Origin of the sequence: Cellulomonas sp. RIT-PI-Y (assembly GCF_025642745.1) — a bacterium.
Taxonomy (GTDB): domain Bacteria; phylum Actinomycetota; class Actinomycetes; order Actinomycetales; family Cellulomonadaceae; genus Cellulomonas.
Window position 1 is genome coordinate 1 of the sequence record NZ_JANZKP010000002.1, and the last position, 20,877, is coordinate 20,877.

The 20,877-nt window shown below is 73.4% G+C and carries 18 protein-coding genes; 15 read left to right on the forward strand and 3 right to left on the reverse strand.

Annotated elements, in window-relative coordinates; all coding sequences use genetic code 11:
- The first annotated feature begins 144 nt into the window (after window positions 1-144).
- Window positions 145-825, forward strand: a complete 681-nt coding sequence (locus OGL89_RS01030; protein WP_263117969.1) for a polysaccharide deacetylase family protein — start codon at window positions 145-147, stop codon at window positions 823-825.
- Window positions 822-1,787, forward strand: a complete 966-nt coding sequence (locus tag OGL89_RS01035) for a glycosyltransferase (RefSeq protein WP_263117970.1) — start codon at window positions 822-824, stop codon at window positions 1,785-1,787. Before OGL89_RS01030 ends, OGL89_RS01035 begins: the two co-directional genes overlap by 4 nt.
- Window positions 1,788-1,789: 2 nt before the next feature.
- Here the strand turns inward: OGL89_RS01035 and lhgO are convergent, their stop codons facing one another.
- On the reverse strand, window positions 1,790-2,989 hold the full coding sequence (lhgO, locus tag OGL89_RS01040; protein ID WP_263117971.1) for an L-2-hydroxyglutarate oxidase: 1,200 nt from the start codon (window positions 2,987-2,989) through the stop codon (window positions 1,790-1,792).
- 141 nt (window positions 2,990-3,130) lie between these two features.
- On the opposite strand from lhgO, the gene OGL89_RS01045 reads away from it, so the two are divergent.
- The 4 genes from OGL89_RS01045 to OGL89_RS01060 all read left to right on the forward strand — a co-directional run bounded on the left by OGL89_RS01045 (window position 3,131) and on the right by OGL89_RS01060 (window position 6,600).
- Complete coding sequence (locus OGL89_RS01045; protein ID WP_263117972.1) at window positions 3,131-3,976, forward strand: glycosyltransferase; 846 nt, start codon at window positions 3,131-3,133, stop codon at window positions 3,974-3,976.
- Window positions 3,973-5,073 (forward strand): glycosyltransferase, encoded by a 1,101-nt coding sequence (locus OGL89_RS01050; RefSeq protein WP_263117974.1) that lies wholly within the window; start codon window positions 3,973-3,975, stop codon window positions 5,071-5,073. Before OGL89_RS01045 ends, OGL89_RS01050 begins: the two co-directional genes overlap by 4 nt.
- Entirely contained in the window at window positions 5,073-5,591 is a 519-nt protein-coding gene (locus OGL89_RS01055; protein ID WP_263117976.1) for a DapH/DapD/GlmU-related protein, read from the forward strand. The genes OGL89_RS01050 and OGL89_RS01055 overlap by 1 nt, the downstream gene beginning before the upstream one ends.
- Window positions 5,592-5,673: 82 nt before the next feature.
- Complete coding sequence (locus OGL89_RS01060) at window positions 5,674-6,600, forward strand: glycosyltransferase family A protein (RefSeq protein ID WP_263117978.1); 927 nt, start codon at window positions 5,674-5,676, stop codon at window positions 6,598-6,600.
- 31 nt (window positions 6,601-6,631) lie between these two features.
- Here the strand turns inward: OGL89_RS01060 and OGL89_RS01065 are convergent, their stop codons facing one another.
- Complete coding sequence (locus OGL89_RS01065) at window positions 6,632-7,876, reverse strand: acyltransferase (protein WP_263117979.1); 1,245 nt, start codon at window positions 7,874-7,876, stop codon at window positions 6,632-6,634.
- Window positions 7,877-8,072: 196 nt separating this feature from the next.
- Between OGL89_RS01065 and mfd the strand changes: the two genes are divergently transcribed.
- The 9 genes from mfd to OGL89_RS01110 all read left to right on the forward strand — a co-directional run bounded on the left by mfd (window position 8,073) and on the right by OGL89_RS01110 (window position 19,939).
- Window positions 8,073-11,693, forward strand: a complete 3,621-nt coding sequence (mfd, locus tag OGL89_RS01070) for a transcription-repair coupling factor (protein ID WP_263117981.1) — start codon at window positions 8,073-8,075, stop codon at window positions 11,691-11,693.
- A 64-nt stretch (window positions 11,694-11,757) separates the two neighbouring features.
- Entirely contained in the window at window positions 11,758-12,300 is a 543-nt protein-coding gene (locus OGL89_RS01075) for a hypothetical protein (protein ID WP_263117982.1), read from the forward strand.
- A complete protein-coding gene (locus OGL89_RS01080; RefSeq protein ID WP_263117983.1) occupies window positions 12,297-12,920 on the forward strand; it encodes a MazG family protein in 624 nt (207 codons plus the stop codon). The genes OGL89_RS01075 and OGL89_RS01080 overlap by 4 nt, the downstream gene beginning before the upstream one ends.
- A gap of 150 nt (window positions 12,921-13,070) precedes the next feature.
- On the forward strand, window positions 13,071-14,627 hold the full coding sequence (locus OGL89_RS01085) for a Re/Si-specific NAD(P)(+) transhydrogenase subunit alpha (RefSeq protein ID WP_263117984.1): 1,557 nt from the start codon (window positions 13,071-13,073) through the stop codon (window positions 14,625-14,627).
- A gap of 1 nt (window position 14,628) precedes the next feature.
- Window positions 14,629-16,077, forward strand: a complete 1,449-nt coding sequence (pntB, locus tag OGL89_RS01090; RefSeq protein WP_263117985.1) for a Re/Si-specific NAD(P)(+) transhydrogenase subunit beta — start codon at window positions 14,629-14,631, stop codon at window positions 16,075-16,077.
- 108 nt (window positions 16,078-16,185) lie between these two features.
- Window positions 16,186-17,466 carry a phosphopyruvate hydratase gene (eno, locus tag OGL89_RS01095; protein WP_263117986.1) on the forward strand — a complete coding sequence of 427 codons (1,281 nt, stop codon included), beginning with the start codon at window positions 16,186-16,188 and terminating at the stop codon, window positions 17,464-17,466.
- A gap of 136 nt (window positions 17,467-17,602) precedes the next feature.
- Entirely contained in the window at window positions 17,603-18,349 is a 747-nt protein-coding gene (locus tag OGL89_RS01100) for a septum formation initiator family protein (protein ID WP_263117988.1), read from the forward strand.
- 65 nt (window positions 18,350-18,414) lie between these two features.
- Window positions 18,415-18,921 carry a DUF501 domain-containing protein gene (locus OGL89_RS01105; protein WP_263118114.1) on the forward strand — a complete coding sequence of 169 codons (507 nt, stop codon included), beginning with the start codon at window positions 18,415-18,417 and terminating at the stop codon, window positions 18,919-18,921.
- A gap of 67 nt (window positions 18,922-18,988) precedes the next feature.
- Window positions 18,989-19,939 (forward strand): Ppx/GppA phosphatase family protein, encoded by a 951-nt coding sequence (locus OGL89_RS01110; RefSeq protein ID WP_263117989.1) that lies wholly within the window; start codon window positions 18,989-18,991, stop codon window positions 19,937-19,939.
- 9 nt (window positions 19,940-19,948) lie between these two features.
- On the opposite strand, the gene OGL89_RS01115 is transcribed toward OGL89_RS01110, so the two are convergent.
- The gene (locus OGL89_RS01115) at window positions 19,949-20,860 is read right to left on the reverse strand and encodes a type II CAAX endopeptidase family protein (protein ID WP_263117990.1); all 912 of its coding nucleotides are present in this window, start codon (window positions 20,858-20,860) and stop codon (window positions 19,949-19,951) included.
- Window positions 20,861-20,877: the final 17 nt, after the last annotated feature.

Here is a 20,877-nt window from a genome sequence, read left to right on the forward strand (position 1 = left end):
AACTCGTCGCCCAAATCGCCCGAAGAGCGACAACTTCCCCGCACTCGGCCTCGGGTAGGCCCCGGGCGGGTCGTGCTGCGGCGGGATCTGGGCGAGTTCGGGTCGCCGGCCGCCCGGCCGGTGCGGGCTCGTCCGGGGTGGGGTGTGCTGAGCGCGATCGCGCCGACGTTCTGCGTCGACACCCCGGCGGCGGAGTTCGCGCTCACCTATGACGACGGGCCGGACCCCGCGCACACCCCCGCGCTGCTCGACCTGCTCGCCGAACGCGGGGTGCGGGCCACCTTCTTCGTGCTCGCCGACGCCGCACAGGCGCATCCCGAACTGCTGCGGCGGATCGTCGCGGAGGGGCACGAGCTGGCGTTGCACGGCCGGGACCACGGTCGGCTCACCCGGCTGCCGGCCCGGCAGGCGGTCGCGGAGATCGCCGTCGCCCGGGCCACCGTGGAGCGGCTGTCCGGCACCACGGTCCGGTTCTTCCGCCCGCCCTACGGCGCGCACACCCCGGCGATGCTGCTCGGCTGGCGGCGGCTCGGGCTGGACGTGGTGATCTGGTCCGGCTGGGCGGCCGACTGGCAGGACGACCCCGCCGCCGTGATCGCCGACCGGGCCGCCGCCGCGGTGCACCCCGGCGGCATCCTGCTGCTGCACGACACCCGTGCCGATCCGGACACCCTCGGCCCCGGCGAGCGGATGCCGGCCTTCGACCGCGCGGAGGCGACCGCGCTGCTGCTCGACCGGCTGTCGGGCTGGCGTCCGTCGACCGTCGGCGACCTGCTGGCCCGGCATCCTCGGGTGCGTGCCGTGATCCGGGAGCTGTGGACATGAGCGTGGACCTGAGCGTCGTGATCGCCGCCTTCGACGCGGCCGGCACCCTGGACGAGCAGCTCGCCGCCCTGGCCCGGCAGCGGGTCGCGGCCACCTGGGAGGTGGTGGTCGCGGACAACGGCTCCACCGACGACACCCGTGCGGTCGCCGGTGCGTGGGCCGACCGGCTGCCCGGCCTCCGGGTGATCGACGCCTCCGCCCGGCGGGGTGCCGGCGCCGCACGCAACATCGGGGTGGCGGCCGCGTCCGGCCGGGACGTGGTGTTCTGCGACGCGGACGACGTGGTCGCCGACGACTGGCTGGCGGCCATGCACCGGGCGCTGACCTGCCGGACCTTCGTGGCCGGGCGCTTCGACGGCGAGCTGTTGAACAGTGCCCGGGTCCGCCGCAGCCGGGTCCTGCCCCAACAGGACGAGCTGCAGTACTCCGCCCAGCTCGGGCTCGCCCACGCCGGTGCCGGGAACCTCGGACTGCGGCGGGAGCTGTTCCGCGCGGTCGGCGGCTTCGACCCCGACGCGCTGTTCCTGGAGGACACCGACCTGTGCTGGCGGCTCCAGCTCGCCGGGGTCCCGCTGATCTGGACGCCGGAGGCCGTCGTGCACGTCCGGCTCCGCGGCACCTTCCGCTCGGCGCTGCGCCAGGGATATCACTACGGATCCGGCGAGCACTGGCTGTCCCGTCGCTATCGCGAGCAGGTCGAGCGCGCCGCCGAGGTCTCCCATCGGATCACCGGGTCCCGCGATCCGGGCGGTGTCGTCGCCGAGTACGGCCGGGGCCGTCGTCTGCTGCATCGCGCGGGGGCGACCCTGGGGTCGCTCGCCCGCGTGCACTCCCTCGGGGCGCTCGGCGCCTGGTGCTGGGAGCTCGGCTTCGGGCTGGGCTACGCCTATGCCCCGGTCGGTGACCCGGCACCGGTGCGGATCACCCCGGTCACCGGGCCGCGCTCGGTCGCCGCGGCCTGAGCTCAGCCCACCCGGCTCGGCAGCACCCGGTCCAGCTCCCGCTCCAGGTGCTTGGCGATCTCCAGCGACGCGGTCGCGGCCGGGGACGGCGCGTTCAACACGTGCACCTGCCGCGGCGCAGTCTGCACCAGGAAGTCGTCGACCAGCCCGCCGTCCCGCTCGACAGCCTGGGCGCGCACCCCGGCCGGTGCGGGCACCAGGTCGTCCGCGGTGATCCCCGGCACCAGCCGGGCCAGGCTCCGCGCGAAGGCCGCCGTCGACAGCGAGCGCACGACCTCCGCCGCGCCCGGTCGCCAGTTCCGGGCGCCCATCCGCCACAGCCCCGGCCAGCTCAGCGCGTCGCCCAGGTCCCGCACCGACACCTCGGTCCACCGGTATCCCTCCCGGGCCAGCGCGAGCACCGCGTTCGGGCCGGCGTGCACGTGGCCGTCGATCCCCCGGGTCAGGTGCACCCCGAGGAAGGGGAACCGGGGGTCCGGCACCGGGTAGATCAGGCCGCGCACCAGATCCCCGGCGGTTTCGGTCAGGCCGTAGTACTCGCCTCGGAACGGCACGATCCGCGCGGCGGGCTCCAGGCCGCTGGCCCGGGCCAGCCGGTCGGCGTGCAGGCCGCCGCACACCACCAGGCCGTCCGCCTCCCGGTCGGCCGCCGTCGTGCGCACCTGGACCCGGTCGCCCACGGTCCGGGCGGCGAGCATCTCCTCGCCGAGCAGGATCTCGCCCCCGTCCGCCTCGATCCGGGCGGCCAGCACCCGGCACACCCCGGCGTAGTCGACGACGCCGGTGGTCTCGACCCGGAGCGCCGCGACCGCGCGCACCTGCGGCTCGTACTCCCGGGCGCCGACCGGGTCGAGCAGCCGCGCCGGCACACCGTTGGCCTCCGCCCGGGCGGCGAGCTTGTGCAGGCCGGGCAGCTCGGACTCCTCGGTCGCGACCACGAGCTTGCCGCAGACCTCGACCGGCACCCCGTGCTCGGCGGCGAACGCCGCCATCGATCGCGCGCCCTCGGCGGCCATCCGAGCCTTCAGGCTGCCCTCGGCGTAGTAGAGACCGGAGTGGATGACGCCGGAGTTGCGACCGGTCTGGTGGCGGGCGAGCCCGTCCTCCTTGTCCAGAACCGTGACCTGGTCCCCGCGGGCCGCGATCCGGGCCGCGGTGGCCAGCCCGACGATGCCGCCCCCGACGACGATGACGTGACGCATGCCCTGCTCCCTCTGCCGGGTCCGGGTGGCCCCGCTGCGCTCGAAGGCTAGCCGTCCGTTATGCACCCGATGTCGTGAATTGCCCCAATTCACCCTTCGGGCGGTCCCTCGGGACGGCGAACCGCACGTACGCTCGCCCGCATGACCAGCCGCAGCAGCGTGAGTGCCGTCGTGTACTCCCGGAACGAGGCCGATCTGCTGCGCGACTGCCTGCCGCTGCTGACCGGGTTCGACGAGGTGCTGGTCTGCGACATGGGCTCCACCGACGAGACGGCCGCCGTGGCCGCCGAGCACGGTGCCCGGGTGGTCGCGGTGCCGGACGCCCCCGTGGTGGAGCAGGTCCGCCAGCGCGGGATGGCGGCCGCGACGACGGACTGGGTGCTGTTCGTGGACGCCGACGAGCACCTGCCCGCGGGTTTCCGCGACACGCTGCACCCCCTGATCGACGACCCGGAGCTGGCCGGCGTCCGGCTGTTCTACGACAACTCCGCCTTCGGCCGGATGCTGCGGCACAGCCTGCAGGGCAGCGCCAAGTACGCCCTGCTGCGCCGCGGCCGCGCCCGCTACCGGGAACCGGCGCTCGCCCACGTCCCGCCGGTGTTCGACGGCCCGGTCGTCGACGCCCCCGGCTCCGTGCCGCCGATCGCGCACCTGAACTTCCGGGGCATCGCGCAGACCCAGGAGAAGGTGCTGCGCTACGCCGCGAACCACCCCGACCAGCGGGCCCGGATCGACGACCCGATCGCCCTGGTGCGCGAGCTCGTCCGCGCCACCGTGTTCTCCGGCGTCTGGCGCGACGGCCGGGCGGGCTTCGCGGTGGCCGCCCTGCACACCTTCGGGCAGCTGTCCGGCAGCCTGATCGCCGCCGAGCGCGACGGCACCCTGCTCGACGACCTCCCGCCCCGCCGCGCCCGGGCCCTCGCCCTCGCCGAGAGCGCCCAGCGCGCCCTGGTCTCCGCCCGCGACACCCTGCGCCGCCGCCGATGACGCCCGCACCGGCCCGGCTGCTCCATCTCACGCGGATGCCGCCCAGTCCGAGCGGCGTGGCCGCCTACGCCGCCGTGTTCCGCACGGCCTTGGCCGAGGTCGCCCCGACCGAGACGGTCGCGCTCCCGCCGGACGCTACGGCCTCGCAGTCCTTCCCCCTGGCCGGCCGCCTGATCCGCCGGCTGCGGGGACCGGTCGCCGACCCCGGAACGGTCCTGGTCGTCGAGCAGGCCGGGCGTGGCCTCGCCGAGTTCTGGGCCGCGTGGTGGCTGACCCGTCGCGGTGCGCGGGTCTGGCTGATGGTGCACGACGTCCCGGCCTTGTCCGGCGGCGCGTTCTTCGGCCGGCTGCTGGATCGGCGGGGAGGCCGCCGACTGGCCGCGCTGCTCTCCGGCACCCTGGGCCGCCGCGCCGAACGAGGGCTGCTGACCCGGGCCGAGCGGGTGTTCTGCCTGTCGCCCTCCGGCGCCCGGGCACTGGCATCCGCGCACGGGCTGACCCGCGCCGTCGAGCCGGTGCCCCACGTCGCGATCCTGCCCCCGCTCGATCCGCCCGCCGCCCGCCGCGTGATCCTGGTTCCCGGCTACGTCGCCTCCGCCGACGACGTGGTTCCTCTGCTCCCCGCTCTCGCGACCCTGCCCGCGGACTGGCGGCTCCAGGTCGGCGCCTGCCCCGACGACGCCCGCGACGCGCTCGTTCGGGCCGCCGTCGACCAGGGCCTCGCCGACCGGGTCGATCTGCTGGGATTCACCGACGAGGCCGGGGTGCGGGCCGCCTTCGCCCGGGCCGCGATCGTCGTCCGGTGGCGACGTTCCGGCTGGTCGCACGGTGCCGGTCGCTACGCGGTCAGCGGCCCGTTGATCGCGGCCTTCGCCCATGCCTGCGCGGTGCTCACCAACGACGACCGCGGTGCCGCCCACCTGTTCGAGCGGTCCGGCGCGCAGGTCGTCGAGGGCGCCGACGCACTGATCGCGGCCTTGGCGACCTTGGTCCGCGACCAGGACGAGCGTCTGCGCCGCGCCGCCGCCGGTCGCATCCTGGTGGAGTCCGAACACACCCCGGTCGCCGTGGCGGCCCTGCTCCGCGGAGGTGCCTGATGGGCACTCGAGGCGAACTCCTGTTCAACCGCGTCCTGACCGACATCCCGAGCAACCGGCTCCGGATCGCCGCCCTGCGTCGCCTGGGTGCCGACCTGGGCGAGCACGTCTACCTGTTCGGCGGATCCGAGGTGCTCGAGCCGGGCGGCCTGCGGATCGCCGGACGCTGTCACGTCGGCCGGTTCTGCCAGATCGACGCCCGCGGCGGCATCGAGATCGGCCACGACGTGGTGATCGCCTCGCACGTCCTGCTGATCACGGCCGACCACGACCATCGTGATCCGGGCTTCGCCGGGCGGCTCGGACCGATCGTGATCGGCGACCGTGCCTGGCTGGCCAGTCGATCGACGGTGGTCCGCGGGGTCACGATCGGCGAGGGCGCGGTGGTCGCCGCCGGAGCGGTGGTCACCGAGGACGTCCCACCGTGGACCGTCGTCGGCGGTGTCCCGGCCAAGCCGATCGGGGAGCGTCCCCGGGAGCAGCACTACCGGATCGACTACGGGCCCGAGCGGTACTGACCCGGGCCGTCCCCCTGGTCACGGCCTCGTGGACGTGGTGCACTATGTCCCACTTGTCCGATTCGTTGCAGGGGGCGCGTCGATGGACCTCTCGGTGGTGATCGCGGCGCGCGACGCCTCGTCGACCCTGCCCGCGCAACTGGACGCCCTGGCGCGCCAGCGCACCGCCCTGCGGTGGGAGGTCGTGGTCGCGGACAACGGCTCCACCGACGACACCCGCGCTCTGGTCCGGGAGCGCGCGCGGCACTGGCCCGGACTCCGTCTGGTCGACGCCTCTGCGGTGCGCGGTGCCGGTCACGCCCGCAATCTCGGTGCTCTGCGTGCAGACGGCCGGTGGCTGGCGTTCTGCGACGCGGACGACGTGGTCGGCGACGGGTGGGTCGACGCGATGGGGGCGGCGCTGCAGGACGCGGCCCTGGTGGCCGGCCGCCTGGAGTGGCGACGGCTGAACGATGTCGCTGCCCGGCGGTCGCGTGCGCTGCCCCAGGACGCCGGATTGCAGGCCACCGCCCCGCTGACCTGGCTCCAGCACGCCAGCGCGAGCGACCTGGGCATCCATGCCGATCTGTTCCACGCCCTCGGCGGGTTCGACGTCGGTGCGCGCTTCCTGCAGGACACGGACCTGTGCTGGCGGGCTCAGCTCTCCGGCGCGGAGCTGGTGTTCGCCCCGGACGTCGTGGTCCACATGCGGCTGCGCCGAGGCCTGCGCGGTGCGTGGCGGCAGGGGCGGAACACCGGGATGGGGCAGCGGTGGCTGTCCGCGCGGTACGGCGCCCTGGCCGCGCAGCGGTCCGAGACCGAACCCACCGGGCGTCCTCCCGTGGCCCCGCGCCCGCTCCGGGTGCTGCGCCGGGCGGGGCTGGTCCTCGGTCAGGCCGCCAGGATCCGGCACCGCGGCGAGGCGGCCGCGCTGTGCTGGGACCTCGGCTTCGGGCTGGGCTTCGCCCGGGGCGGCCTGCCCGAGCCGGACCGGTTCGTCACGCCGGGACGGCACGCGGTCCCGGTCTGAGGGTCCGCGTCTCCGAGAGTCCGCGCCGCGGTCAGGGAGCGGACGGTGTCTCGGCCACGGACTCGGCGACCGCGGCCGCCACCACGACCACAGCCCCCGGCACCCCGGCGGGCACCGTGGTCGCCGCGGGCAGTTCGGCCCGCGCCGCCGCCGGTCCGATCGCCCGACGCACCGGGTAGGACCAGGCCACCGCCCGCGGTCGTCCGTGCCGCGGTCCGCGTCGGGGCACGGACACCACCACCGGCCGCACCGACGTCTCGGTCGCCAGCCGGGCCAGCACCACCCGCCTCCCGGGCAGTTCGACCCCACGCCACATGACGTAGGCCAGCACTGCCGAGACCACGAGCACGACCGGGACGGTGACCGGCCCGCGCAGCGGGGTGGCGACCAGCACCTTGATCACCAGTTCGTGCACCAGGTAGAAGGCGAAGGACAACGCGCCGGCCAGCATCACGGCCGGGTGCCGCGCCCACCGGTTGCCCCCGGCGATGTCGCCCTGCGCGCATCGGGCGGCCAGCGGGGCGAAGACCGCGGCCAGCACAGCGGTCACCACGGCGGTGTTCAGGTCGAAGCGTGCGGCGCACAGGATCCCGGCGGCCAGCAGGGCCAGCGAGGCCGTCGCGGGGACCCGGGGCCGCCAGCCCTCCTCCACCGCGAGCGCGGTGACCATCCCCAGCAGGAACTCCGGCAGGCGCGCGGGCGGGAAGTGGAACAGCACCGGGATCAGCTCGGGCCGGAGCGCCCCGATCAGCGCGGGGGTCGCCAGCGCGGCGAAGGCCACCGTCCAGCGCACCGCGGGGGAGCGCCGGCGCAGCCACCACAGCAGCACCGGGAACACCAGGTAGAACGCGATCTCGCAGGACAGCGACCAGGCCACCCCGTTCACCGCGAAGACCACATCGCGATCCGGTGACCAGGACTGCAGCAGCACGAGTCCGGGCAGGAAGCGCTCCGCGGCGGGCACCGCACCGGTCAGGACGACAGTGACCGCCATCCCGAGCACGAATCCGACCAGGTGGTTCGGGTAGATCCGGGCGAGGCGCCGGACCCAGAACGCGCCCATCGTGGTGCCCGGACGGGCGGTCCAGGTCAGGACGAACCCGCTGAGCACGAAGAACAGCCCGACGCCGGTGAAGCCCGCGCTGGTGCCGCGGATCACCTGCAGGTTCCAGGCGTTGACGTGGTAGAGCATGACCAGGAGCGCCCCGGCGGCCCGGAGTCCGTTGAGACTCCAGAGCACCGGCGGCGCATCGCTCCGCTCAGGTGCTGCGGTCACGTCGTCGCCCCTCCGTCCGCGCGATCGCAGGAATGGGACAATTAGGGCGAAACGTCACACCTGCTGTCAAGCGTCTCGCCGCGTCCATCCGGGTGAAGCGGCGGTGTGTCGGTGCCCGCTCGTAGAATCGCCGCGCACCCCGGGTCCGTCGTGGACTCGGGGTCGTCGTGCTGTCTCTCCCGCTCGAAGGGGTTCCATGAACGTCGCAGGCCTCCTGCCGCTGCTGCTCGACGACCCCGCCCTCGCGCGCGCGGTCGAGGCCGTCCGTGCCCGCGGTGAGCTGGACGTGGTGGGGCCGCCGGGCATCCGTCCGCCGCTGCTGGCCGCGATGTCCGGCGCGGTCCCGGAGCGCGGGGGGCGTCCGCTGGTCGTGGTCACCGCCACCGGCCGGGACGCCGACGAGCTGGCCGCAGCCCTGCGCTGCTACCTGGCCTACGACGACGTCGCGGTGCTGCCCAGCTGGGAGACCCTGCCGCACGAGCGGCTGTCGCCGCGGTCGGACACCGTCGCCCGCCGGCTGGCGGTCTTCCGCCGGCTGGCGCACCCGGACCCGGAGCCCGGGCACACCGGCCCGATCCGGGTGCTGGTCATGCCGGTGCGCGCCCTGCTGCAGCCGGTGGTCGCCGGTCTGGGCGAGCTGGTGCCGGTCGCGCTGAACCCGGGTGACACCGCGGATCTGACCGAGGTCGCCGACCGGTTGGCCGCGGCCGCCTACAGCCGGGTCGACATGGTCGAACGCCGCGGCGAGTTCGCGGTGCGCGGCGGCATCCTGGACGTGTTCCCGCCCACCGAGGACCACCCGATGCGGGTGGAGTTCTGGGGTGAGGACGTCGAGGAGATCCGTTGGTTCTCGGTGGCCGACCAGCGCTCGCTGGAGGTGGCCCAGCACGGACTGTGGGCCCCGCCCTGCCGCGAGCTGCTGCTCACCGAGGACGTCCGGGCCCGCGCGCTCGACCTGACCGCCCAGCTGCCCGGCGCGGTCGAGATGCTGGAGAAGATGGCGCAGGGCATCGCGGTCGAGGGCATGGAGTCGCTCGCGCCGGCCCTGGTCGACGGCATGGTCCCGGTGCTCGACCTGGTCCCGGACGACGTGCTGATGGTGGTCGCCGACCCGGAGCGGGTCCGTCGTCGTGCACACGACCTGGTCGCCACCACCGAGGAGTTCCTCGCCGCCGCCTGGACCTCGGCGGCCGCGGGTGCCGCCACCCCGCTGGACCTGTCCGCAGCCTCGTTCGCCTCTTTCGCCGAGGTGCGCGCCCTGGCCGCCGTGCGCGGACTCGGCTGGTGGACGCTCAGCCCGTTCACCCTGGACGCGGACAGCGTGGAGGCAGCGGAAGGCGGTGACGTGCTCGATCTGCGCACCGAGGGCGACCAGACCGTGGTCGTCCCGGCCCGGGAGGTCGAGCGCTACCGCGGCGAGGTCGACCGCGCGGTGAACGACGTCCGGGCCCTCCAGCAGCAGGGCTGGCACCTGGTGCTGGCCACCGAGGGACACGGCCCCGCCCAGCGGATGACCGAGCAGCTCAAGGCCGCGGACGTGCCGGCGCGCCTGGTCCCTTCCCTGTCCGAGCAGCCCGAGGGCGGCGTCGTGCTGGTCACCCCGGCGCAGCTAGGCCCCGGATTCGTCGCCGAGGGGCTCAAGCTCGCGGTGTTCTCCGAGTCCGACCTGACCGGGCGCGCGGGCAGCTCCACCAAGGACATGCGCCGGATGCCGTCCCGGCGGCGCAATGTGGTCGACCCGCTGCAGCTGCGGCCCGGTGACTTCGTGGTGCACGAGGCGCACGGCGTCGGCCGGTTCGTCGAGCTGGTCTCCCGGACCATCGGCACCGGCGCGGCCGCGGCCACCCGTGAGTACCTGGTGATCGAGTACGCGAGCTCCAAGCGGGGCCAGCCGGGCGACCGGCTGTTCGTGCCCACCGACCAGCTGGACCAGGTCACCAAGTATGTCGGCGGCGAAGCGCCCAGCCTGAACAAGATGGGCGGCGCGGACTGGACCAAGACCAAGGGCCGGGCACGCAAGGCGGTCAAGGAGATCGCCGGTGAGCTGATCCGGTTGTACTCCGCCCGGATGGCCACCCAGGGTCACGCCTTCGGCCCGGACACCCCGTGGCAGCGCGAGCTGGAGGACGCCTTCGCCTACGTGGAGACACCGGACCAGCTGGTCACCATCGACGAGGTCAAGGCCGACATGGAGAAGTCCGTCCCGATGGACCGGCTGATCTGCGGCGACGTCGGCTACGGCAAGACCGAGATCGCGGTACGCGCCGCGTTCAAGGCGGTGCAGGACGGCAAACAGGTCGCGGTCCTGGTGCCGACCACCCTGCTGGTCCAGCAGCACCTGGAGACGTTCTCCGAGCGCTACTCCGGCTTCCCGGTCACGGTGAAGGCGCTGTCCCGGTTCCAGACCAAGGCCGAGTCCGAGGCCGTGGTCGACGGGCTGCGCGACGGCAGCATCGACATCGTGATCGGCACCCACCGCCTGATCACCGGGGAGATCCGGTTCAAGGACCTCGGCCTGGTCGTCATCGACGAGGAGCAGCGGTTCGGCGTCGAGCACAAGGAGACCCTCAAGGCGCTGCGCACCAACGTCGACGTGCTGGCGATGTCCGCCACGCCGATCCCGCGCACCCTGGAGATGGCGGTCACCGGCATCCGCGAGATGTCGACTCTGGCCACCCCGCCGGAGGAGCGGCACCCGGTGCTGACCTTCGTCGGCCCGTACGAGGAGAAGCAGATCGCCGCCGCCCTGCGTCGTGAGCTGCTCCGCGAGGGCCAGGTGTTCTACGTGCACAACAAGGTGGAGTCGATCGAGCGGACCGCCGCCCGGCTGAGCGAGCTGGTACCCGAGGCCCGGATCGCGGTCGCGCACGGCAAGATGCACGAGCACCAGCTGGAACAGGTGATCGCGGACTTCTGGGAGAAGCGGTTCGACGTCCTGGTCTGCACCACCATCGTGGAGACCGGCCTGGACATCTCCAACGCCAACACCCTGATCCTGGAGCGCGCCGACCGGCTGGGCCTGTCCCAGCTGCACCAGTTGCGCGGCCGGGTCGGTCGTGGCCGGGAACGCGCCTACGCGTACTTCCTGTACCCGCCGGAGAAGCCGCTCACCGAGACCGCGCACGACCGGCTGTCGACCATCGCCGCCAACACCGACCTCGGCGCGGGCATGGCGGTCGCGATGAAGGACCTGGAGATCCGCGGCGCGGGGAACCTGCTCGGCGGCGAGCAGTCCGGGCACATCGAGGGCGTCGGCTTCGACCTCTACATCCGGATGGTCGGCGAGGCGGTGGCGTCCTACCGTGGGGACCAGCCCGAGGAGCAGCCGGACGTCACGATCGAGCTGCCGGTGGACGCGCACATCCCGCACGACTACATCGCGCACGAGCGGCTCCGGCTGGAGGCGTACCAGAAGCTGGCGAACGCCACCGACGAGGCCGCCCTCGCCGAGATCGCCGCCGAGCTGGTGGACCGGTACGGGCCGATCCCGGAGGCGGTGTCCAACCTGTTCTCGGTCGCCCGGTTCCGGCTGCACGCCCGGCGCGCGGGACTCAGCGACATCACCGCCCAGGGCAAGTTCGTCCGGTTCGCGCCGGTGGAGCTGCCGGAGTCCGCGCAGCTGCGGCTCAAGCGGCTCTACCCGGGCACCGTGCTCAAGCCCGCGCTGCGCACCGTCCTGGTGCCGTTCCCGATGACCGCCCGGATCGGCGGCAAGCCGCTGCACGGTGGCGCGATCCTGGACTGGGTGCGGGAGCTGATCGACGCGGTCATCCTCGGCGACGTGTCGGCGGCGGCCTCGGTCGGGACTGCACGGTGAGTCGGCCGCAGGGCCTAGCATGCGGGTGAGCAGCAGCAGACCTACCACCCCTGGGAGACCACGGATGTCCACCCGTCACCGGCTCGGCGCGATCATCGGAGCGGGCGTGCTGGCCGCGTCCCTGGCTGCCTGCAGCGGCGGAACCCCCGGGGCCGCCGCGGTGGTCGACGGTCGCGCGATCAGCGAGGGCGACGTCGACAGCGTGGTCACCGAGCTGCAGCCGGTGCTCACCGACCAGCTGGTGCGCGGCTCGGTGATCCTCACCCTGGCCAACGAGCCGACCCTGACCGAGGTCGCCGCCGAGTACGGCATCGCCTACACCGACTCCCAGCTCCAGGACGGCTACGCCACCGCCGCCGAGCAGGCCGGGGTCACGCCGGTCGAGCTGAGCGACTCCGCGCTGTCCTTCACCCGGTTCCAGACCATCGCGACCGCGCTGAGCGATCTGTCCAGCGACCAGCAGAGCGCCCTGGTCACCGAGTATACCGACGCCACCGCCGCACTCGACCTCACCTTCAACCCGCGGTACGGCGAGGAGGTCAGCGCCGGGACCTACGCCCCGACCAGCTACCCGTGGATCGTGCAGACCGGGACTGCCGCCTCGTGACCGCCGACCCGCTGCGCGAGCTCGTGGCGGTGATGGACCGTCTCCGCTCGCCCGGCGGCTGCCCCTGGGACGCCGAGCAGACCCATGCCTCCCTGGTGCCCTACGCCATCGAGGAGGCGTACGAGGTCGCCGAGGCGGTCGAGAACGACGACCGCGCCAACCTGCGCGAGGAGCTCGGCGACCTGCTGCTCCAGGTGGTGTTCCACGCCCGGATCGCCCAGGAGGACGCCGACGACCCATGGGGCGTGGACGATGTCGCCGGTGACCTCGTGGCCAAGCTGATCCGCCGTCACCCGCACGTGTTCGCCGACGCGCAGGCCGAGGACCCCGACGGCGTGCACCGGCAGTGGGAGCGGATCAAGAAGGCCGAGAAGTCCCGCGACTCGGTGTTCGACGGCATCCCGCTCGGCCTCGGCGCACTGGCCCGCACCCAGAAGATCGGCTCCCGCGCGCACCGCACCGACCTGGACGTGCCGGCGCCGGCCGACGGCTCGATCGGCTCGCGGCTGCTGGCGCTGGTGATCGAGGCGCAGCAGCAGGGACTGGACGCGGAGGGCGAGCTGCGCCGGACCGCCCGCGAGTGGGAGGCCGGTCTGCGGGCCGCGGAGTCCACCGACTGAGACGTCCGACCTGGTGATCCGCCCGATTCGGCCGCCTAGGGTGGGTCGCTGGGCCCATGGTCCCGGGCCTGATCACCGAGCTGCTCGGCAGGATGGCCCGGGCTGCGACGCGGACACCGACCCGCGCGCCCTCGATCAGAAGGAGAGCCGATGAGGATCGGCGTGCCGAAGGAGAGCAGGCCGGGCGAGCGCCTGGTCGCCGCCACCCCGGCCACCGTCGCCCAGCTGGGCGCGCTCGGGTACGACGTCGTCGTCCAGTCCGCCGCGGGGGAGGCCGCCGGATTCCCGGACGCCGCCTACACCGACGCCGGTGCGCTGGTGGCCGAAGCGGACGCGGTCTGGTCCAGCGACGTGGTGACCCTGGTGGACGCCCCGACCGCCGCGCAGGTGGCCGGTCTGCGTCCCGGGGCGACCGTCGTGGCCACCATGGCCCCGGCCGCGCACCCCGAGCTGGTGGACGCCCTCGCCGAGCAGCGGGTCACCGGTCTGGCACTGGACGCGGTGCCGCGGATCTCCCGGGCGCAGGCCCTGGACGTGCTCTCCACCATGTCCAACGTCGCGGGCTACCGGGCGGTGATCGAGGCCGCCGAGGAGTTCGGCGGCATGTTCACCGGCCAGGTCACCGCCGCGGGCAAGACCCCGCCGGCCACCGTGTTCGTGATCGGCGCCGGGGTGGCCGGGCTGGCCGCGATCGGTGCGGCGGGCAGTCTGGGCGCCCAGGTCCGTGCGTTCGACGTCCGGCCCGAGGTCGGCGAGCAGATCGAGTCGATGGGGGCGAGCTTCGTCCAGGCCGCGGTCGCCCAGCAGGAGGTCTCCGGCGACGGGTACGCCTCCGAGCTGACCGCCGAGCAGGAGCGGATGACCGCGCAGATGTACGCCGCGGAGACCGCCCGGGCGGACATCGTGATCACCACCGCCCTGGTCCGTGGCAAGGCCCCGCGCACGATCACCGCCGAGATGGTCGCCGCCATGCGGCCGGGCAGCGTGATCGTCGACCTGGCGGCCTCCGGCGGCGGCAACTGCGAGCTGACCGTCGCCGGCCAGAAGGTCGTCACCGCGAACGGCGTCACGATCCTCGGCTACACCGATCTGACCAGCCGGATGGCACGGCACACCTCGCAGCTGTTCGGCACCAACGTGGTCAACCTGATGAAGCTGCTCACCCCGGCCAAGGACGGGCAGCTCGTGCTCGACCTGGACGACGTGGTGCAGCGCGGCATGACCGTGGCGCACGACGGCGACGTGCTCTGGCCCCCGCCGCCGGTGCAGGTGTCCGCCGCCCAGCCCGCCGCCCCTGCCGCCCCGGTGGAGGACCCGGCGGAGAAGGCCGCTCGCGAGCGGGCCGAGGCCCGGCGCACGGGGCAGCGCCAGATGACCGGGCTGGCGATCGGCGCGGTGCTGCTCGGCCTGGCGATGACGTTCGGGCCGAGCGCCTTCCTCAGCCACTTCACCGTGTTCGTGCTGGCGTGCTTCGTCGGCTACTACGTGATCAGCAAGGTGACGCACTCGCTGCACACCCCGCTGATGGCCCAGACCAACGCGATCAGCGGGATCATCCTGGTCGGCGCGCTGCTGCAGATCGGCTCGGACGACCTCTGGGTCACGATCCTGGCCGTGATCGCGGCGACCGTGGCCAGCATCAACATCTTCGGCGGCTTCCTGGTGGCGTACCGGATGCTCGGCATGTTCCGGAAGGAGGACGCCTGAGATGCTGACCTCCGCCGTCCAGGCGGCGTTCGTGATCGCCGCCGTCCTGTTCGTCCTGTCACTCGCCGGGCTCTCCCGTCAGGAGACCGCCCGTCGCGGCAACATCCTCGGCATGGTGGGCATGGTGCTCGCCCTGGCCGCCACCGTCGTGCTGGCCGTCGACCAGTCGCAGCGCGACGCCCTGGTCACCCTGGTGCTGATCGCCCTGGTGCTGATCGTCGGCGCCGCGGTCGGCGTCCGGCGCGCGCAGCGGGTCGAGATGACCCAGATGCCCGAGCTGATCGCCATCCTGCACAGCTTCGTCGGTCTGGCCGCGGTGCTGGTCGGGATCAACTCCTACCTGACCGAGGCCGTCGCGCACCCGATCGCCGTCGCGCCGCTGTCGGGGCAGATCTTCTACGCTCAGCCGGACGCCGTGCACCTGGTCGAGGTGTTCCTCGGCGTGCTGATCGGCGCGGTGACCTTCACCGGCTCGATCGTCGCCTACCTCAAGCTCTCCGCGCGGATGAAGTCCAGCCCGCTGACGCTGCCCGGCCGCAACTGGCTGAACCTGGGCGCGCTGGTCGCCTGTGCCGGTCTGCTGACCTGGTTCCTGGTCGAGCCGGGCATCTGGCCGCTGCTGGCCATGACCGTGATCGCCCTGGCCCTCGGCTGGCACCTGGTCGCCGCGATCGGCGGCGGCGACATGCCGGTCGTGGTGTCGATGCTCAACTCGTACTCCGGTTGGGCCGCCGCGGCCACCGGCTTCATGCTGAGCAACGACCTGCTGATCATCACCGGCGCCCTGGTCGGCTCCTCCGGTGCCATCCTCAGCTTCATCATGTGCCGGGCGATGAACCGGTCGTTCGTCAGCGTGATCCTGGGCGGCTTCGGCTCCGACGGCGGCGCGCCCGCCCCGGGCGGCGGTGCCGACGACGGCTCGCACGGCGTCCACACCGAGATCCAGGCCGCCGAGGTCGCCGAGCTGCTCAAGGAAGCCAGGACCGTGGTCATCACGCCCGGCTACGGCATGGCGGTCGCCAAGGCCCAGTACCCGGTCGCCGACCTGGTCTCCCGGCTGCGTGCCCAGGGCGTCCAGGTCCGGTTCGGTGTGCACCCGGTGGCCGGCCGGCTCCCCGGCCACATGAACGTGCTGCTGGCAGAGGCGAAGGTGCCCTACGACATCGTCCTGGAGATGGACGAGATCAACGACGACCTGGCGGACACCGACGTGGTGCTGGTGATCGGGGCGAACGACACCGTGAACCCGGCCGCGCTGGACGACCCGCACTCGCCGATCGCCGGGATGCCGGTGCTGCGGGTCTGGGACGCCGGTCAGGTCATCGTGTTCAAGCGGTCGATGGCCACCGGCTACGCCGGGGTGCAGAACCCGCTGTTCTTCCGCGAGAACACCGCGATGCTGTTCGGCGACGCCAAGACCCAGGTCGAGGCGATCGTGCAGGCGCTCTGACCGGCGCACCCCAGGTCGGGACGAGTGTTCACCGAAGGTCCCGACGACGCTCATGGAACTCGGCACTAGGCTGAGGTCGCATACCCATCCGCATTCGAAGGAGCACGCATGGCCACCATCGAGGCCGTCGGCGCCCGCGAGATCCTCGACTCGCGCGGCAACCCCACTGTGGAGGTCGAGGTCGCCCTCGACGACGGCACCATCGCGCGTGCCGGCGTCCCCTCCGGCGCGTCGACCGGTGCATTCGAGGCCGTCGAGCGTCGTGACGGCGACAAGTCCCGTTACCTGGGCAAGGGCGTCGAGGGCGCGGTCAACGCCGTCATCGACGAGATCGCCCCGGAGATCATCGGCTTCGAGGCTTCGGAGCAGCGCCTGGTCGACCAGGCGCTGATCGACCTCGACGGCACCCCGAACAAGGGCAAGCTGGGCGCGAACGCCATCCTCGGCGTCTCGCTGGCCGTGGCCAAGGCCGCCGCCGACTCGGCCGACCTGCCGCTGTTCCGCTACGTGGGCGGCCCGAACGCCCACGTGCTGCCGGTGCCGATGATGAACATCCTGAACGGTGGGTCGCACGCCGACTCCAACGTGGACATCCAGGAGTTCATGGTCGCCCCGATCGGCGCCACCACCTTCCGGGAGGCCCTGCGCACCGGCGCCGAGGTCTACCACTCCCTCAAGTCCGTGCTGAAGAGCAAGGGCCTGTCGACCGGCCTGGGCGACGAGGGCGGCTTCGCGCCGAACCTCGAGTCCAACCGTGCCGCCCTGGACCTGATCTTGGTCGCCATCGAGCAGGCCGGCTTCGTCCCGGGCAAGGACGTCGGTCTGGCGCTGGACGTCGCCGCGACCGAGTTCTTCAAGGACGGCGCCTACCAGTTCGAGGGTGCGGCGAAGACCCCGGCCGAGATGGTCGCGTTCTACGAGCAGCTCGTGGCGGACTACCCGCTGGTCTCCATCGAGGACCCGCTGTCCGAGGACGAGTGGGGCACCTGGACCGAGCTGGTCGGCAAGGTCGGCGACAAGGTGCAGATCGTCGGCGACGACCTGTTCGTCACCAACCCGGAGCGCCTGGCCAAGGGCATCGAGCTCAAGGCCGCGAACTCCCTGCTGGTCAAGCTGAACCAGATCGGCACCCTGACCGAGACCCTGGACGCCGTCACCCTGGCCCAGCGCAACGGTTTCACCACGATGACCTCGCACCGCTCCGGTGAGACCGAGGACGTCACCATCGCCGACCTGTCGGTGGCCACCAACGCCGGTCAGATCAAGACCGGTGCCCCGGCCCGTGGCGAGCGCATCAACAAGTACAACCAGCTGCTCCGGATCGAGGAGGAGCTGGACGACGCCGGTCGTTACGCCGGCGCCACCGCCTTCCCGCGCTGGAAGGCCTGAGCGCTCAGCTCACGCAGTGACCGGAGGCCGGTGACCCATCTCGGGTCGCCGGCCTCCGGTGCGTCCACGGGGTCTTCACCAACACGCAGCGGTCCGCGTCCCGCGTGCGGGGTCCGGACACGGCAGAATCACGGGTATGTCTGCCCCGCGCCGCCCCGTCGCACCCCGTCCGGGTGCCGGGCGCGCGCCGGAGCCGGGGGACCAGGCCGTCGAGCGGCGTCGTCCGGCCGGTCAGCCCGCCGAGCAGGAGAAGCGTCCGGCCACCCTGCGTCCGGCCGGCGGAGCACCCCGTCCGGTCCCGCCCCGGGTCCGTCCGGCCCGGTCCGCCGGACCGAAGTCCTCGGCGAGCCGCCCGTCCTCCGCGCGCCCGGCCGCGCGGACCGGATCCGGTGGGCGTGGCGGCGGCACCGAGTCGGTGCAGCAGCGGGTGCCCCGGCTGTTCAGCGTCCGGGCGCTGGTCCTGCTGATCGTGCTGGCGGTCGCCTTCATCCTGGTGTTCCCGACCCTCCGGCAGTACCTCAACCAGCAGGTCCAGCTGCAGCAGTCCCGCGCGGAGGTCGCGGCGGCCCAGCAGCGGAACGAGGATCTGCAGGCGGAGCTGGACCGCTGGTCCGACCCCGCCTACGTGGAGGCGCAGGCCCGGGAGCGGCTGGCGTTCGTCATGCCCGGCGAGCAGGCGTTGCGGGTGGCCGACCCGGAGACCGTCCCGGAGCAGTCGTCCAGCGCCGACGCGTCGGACGGTCCGGCGGTCGAGGCCGATCCCACCCGGCCTTGGTACGCGCAGATCTGGGACTCGGTGCAGGTCGCGGGGGTCGCGGGCACCGATGACGGAACGGACGCCGGGACGGGGGAGAATGTCCCCGAGCCGACGCCCAGCGAGTGAGCGCCGCCCGACCCCGTGAGGACCCCGTGACCGACCAGCCCGTCGCCCTCCCCGACCCCGCCGACGTGCCCCGGGCCGATCGCAGCCGTCCGGAGGTCACCGACCAGGACCGCGACGTTTTGCGCGAGCAGCTCGGCCGCCCGGCCCGGGGCGTCGTCGGCGTCGCGGCGCGGTGCGTGTGCGGTCGCCCGCTGGTGGTGCGCACCTCCCCGCGGCTCGACGACGGCAGCCCGTTCCCCACCACGTACTACCTGACCGGTCCCGAGGCGGTCGCCGGTGCCAGCACCCTGGAGGCGACCGGCCAGATGGTCGGCCTGACCGAGTGGGTCCGGACCGAGCCGGTCGCCGCCGCCTACCGGCGCGCGCACTTGGCCTACCTGGCCGATCGCGCGGAGCTCGGCGAGGTCGAGGAGATCGCCGGGATCTCCGCCGGTGGCATGCCGACCCGGGTGAAGTGCCTGCACGCGCTGCTCGGTCATGCCCTGGCCGCCGGCCCCGGAGTGAACCCGGTCGGCGACGAGGTGCTGGTCCGGCTGCGCGACACGTGGCGCCCGGACCGCTGCACCTGCTGAGCGGGTTCCGACCGTACGACCTGACCACCGCACGACCCCGGCACGCCGGGATGGAAGGATGCCCGACGTGACGCGTGTGGCTGCCATCGACTGTGGGACCAACTCGATCCGCCTCCTGGTGGCGGACGTCGACCCCGTCGCCGGGACCCTGGTGGACCTGGACCGGCGGATGGAGGTGGTCCGGCTCGGCCAGGGTGTCGACCGCACCGGCCGGATCGCGCCCGAGGCGATGGCCCGCACCCTGGACGCCGCCCGCCGCTACGCCGCGATCTGCGCGGACCTGGGCGTCGAGGCGATCCGGTTCGTGGCCACCAGCGCCTCCCGGGACGCGGAGAACCGGGACGAGTTCGTCGCCGGGGTCCGGGACGCGCTCGGGGTCGAGCCCGAGGTGATCGGCGGCGTCGAGGAGGCCGCCCTGTCCTTCCGCGGCGCCACCGGTGTCCTGGCCCAGCCCGGTCCCTACCTGGTGATCGACCTGGGCGGCGGATCCACCGAGGTCGTGCTGGGCGAGGACACCCCGTCCGCCGCGTACTCGATGGACATCGGCTGCGTGCGGATCACCGAGCGGCACCTGCGCACCGACCCGCCGACCGCGGACGAGGTCGGGGCGGCGGTCGCCGACGTGCACGCCGCCCTGGACGTCGCCCTCGCCGAGGTCCCGGTCGGGCGGACCCGCACCCTGGTCGGCGTCGCCGGGTCGGTCACCACCGTCACCGCGCACGCGCTCGGCCTGGACCGGTACCAGCCCGACCGGATCGACGGCGCCGCCCTCACCGTCGACCAGGTCGTCGCCGCCTGCGAGGACCTGATGGCCCGGGACCGGGAGTCCCGTGCGGCGCTCGGCTTCATGCACCCCGGTCGGGTGGACGTGATCGCCGCCGGTGCGCTGGTCTGGCGCGAGGTCGTGCTCCGCGTGCGGCACGAGGTCGAGGCCGCCGGGGGAGAGCTCGCCCAGGTGATCACCTCCGAGCACGACATCCTCGACGGCATCGCCTGGAGCGTCGCCGAGCGCGCCTGACTGCCGGGGTCACTCGGCGCCGGGCTCAGCGGGCCGGTGACCGAGCCGGCCGCGGGTGGCGACCGCGATCACCAGGGCGGCGACCGCGGCCCCGGTGGCCATCGCGATCAGCGGCAGCTCGCCGTCCAGGGTCGGGAAGATCTCGGCCCAGAGCACCGAGGCGAAGGTGTTGGCGCCGACGTGCATCAGCATGGACAGCGGCAGGCTCTGACCGGTCCGGTTGAACACCCACGACATCACGATGTTGAACGCGACGCAGAACGCGAGGAACACCACCGGGCGGGTCCAGGACGCGTCGGGGTAGCCGCCCCACTCGGTCAGGAACAGCGGGAAGTGCCACAGTCCCCAGAGCGGGCCCAGCACGAAGGCCGCCCGCAGCGGCGAGTGCCGGGCCTGGAGCCGCGGCAGGGCGAAGTCCCGCCAACCGGGCTCCTCGGCCAGTCCGGTGGTCACCATCTGGAACAGCAGGACCGGGACGTAGGCGAGCAGTGCGGCGGCCGGGGGTGCCACCGCTCGTCCGCCGGAGAACACCAGCCCGGTCAGCAGCATCCCGGCGGGGACGCCGAGCAGGGTGAGGGCGTACCAGCGCGGCGCGACCCGCCACCGCCAGAGCCGCCGGGCCCAGGCGCGCAGCCCCGCGCGGCCGTCGGCGACCGCGGTCACCAGGAACGCCGCGGTGATCGGGCCGAGGTACGCACCGGGCAGCACCCCGGTCACCTGGCTGGTCCCGAGCATCTCGGGGAACCGGAACGCCCAGACGCCCAGTCCGTTCCCGGACAGGACGTACGGCAGCCATGCGAGCCAGCTCAGGGCGTTCGCGAGGACGAAGAACGAGATCAGGGGATGCGTCCGGACGGACGCGAGCGGGCCGCCGGTGGCTGCCGGCTCACGCGGTCCGAGGACGGTCGGAGTGGTCGTCATGACCGCCACGCTAGGAA

Bases quoted from the DNA above. Each gene is read 5' to 3' on its own strand.
- OGL89_RS01035 (WP_263117970.1), top strand. From the start codon at position 822: ATGAGCGTGGACCTGAGCGTCGTGATCGCCGCCTTCGACGCGGCCGGC.
- lhgO (WP_263117971.1), bottom strand. From the start codon at position 2,989: ATGCGTCACGTCATCGTCGTCGGGGGCGGCATCGTCGGGCTGGCCACC.
- OGL89_RS01045 (WP_263117972.1), top strand. From the start codon at position 3,131: ATGACCAGCCGCAGCAGCGTGAGTGCCGTCGTGTACTCCCGGAACGAG.
- OGL89_RS01050 (WP_263117974.1), top strand. From the start codon at position 3,973: ATGACGCCCGCACCGGCCCGGCTGCTCCATCTCACGCGGATGCCGCCC.
- OGL89_RS01055 (WP_263117976.1), top strand. From the start codon at position 5,073: ATGGGCACTCGAGGCGAACTCCTGTTCAACCGCGTCCTGACCGACATC.
- OGL89_RS01060 (WP_263117978.1), top strand. From the start codon at position 5,674: ATGGACCTCTCGGTGGTGATCGCGGCGCGCGACGCCTCGTCGACCCTG.
- mfd (WP_263117981.1), top strand. From the start codon at position 8,073: ATGAACGTCGCAGGCCTCCTGCCGCTGCTGCTCGACGACCCCGCCCTC.
- OGL89_RS01075 (WP_263117982.1), top strand. From the start codon at position 11,758: ATGTCCACCCGTCACCGGCTCGGCGCGATCATCGGAGCGGGCGTGCTG.
- OGL89_RS01085 (WP_263117984.1), top strand. From the start codon at position 13,071: ATGAGGATCGGCGTGCCGAAGGAGAGCAGGCCGGGCGAGCGCCTGGTC.
- pntB (WP_263117985.1), top strand. From the start codon at position 14,629: ATGCTGACCTCCGCCGTCCAGGCGGCGTTCGTGATCGCCGCCGTCCTG.
- eno (WP_263117986.1), top strand. From the start codon at position 16,186: ATGGCCACCATCGAGGCCGTCGGCGCCCGCGAGATCCTCGACTCGCGC.
- OGL89_RS01100 (WP_263117988.1), top strand. From the start codon at position 17,603: ATGTCTGCCCCGCGCCGCCCCGTCGCACCCCGTCCGGGTGCCGGGCGC.
- OGL89_RS01115 (WP_263117990.1), bottom strand. From the start codon at position 20,860: ATGACGACCACTCCGACCGTCCTCGGACCGCGTGAGCCGGCAGCCACC.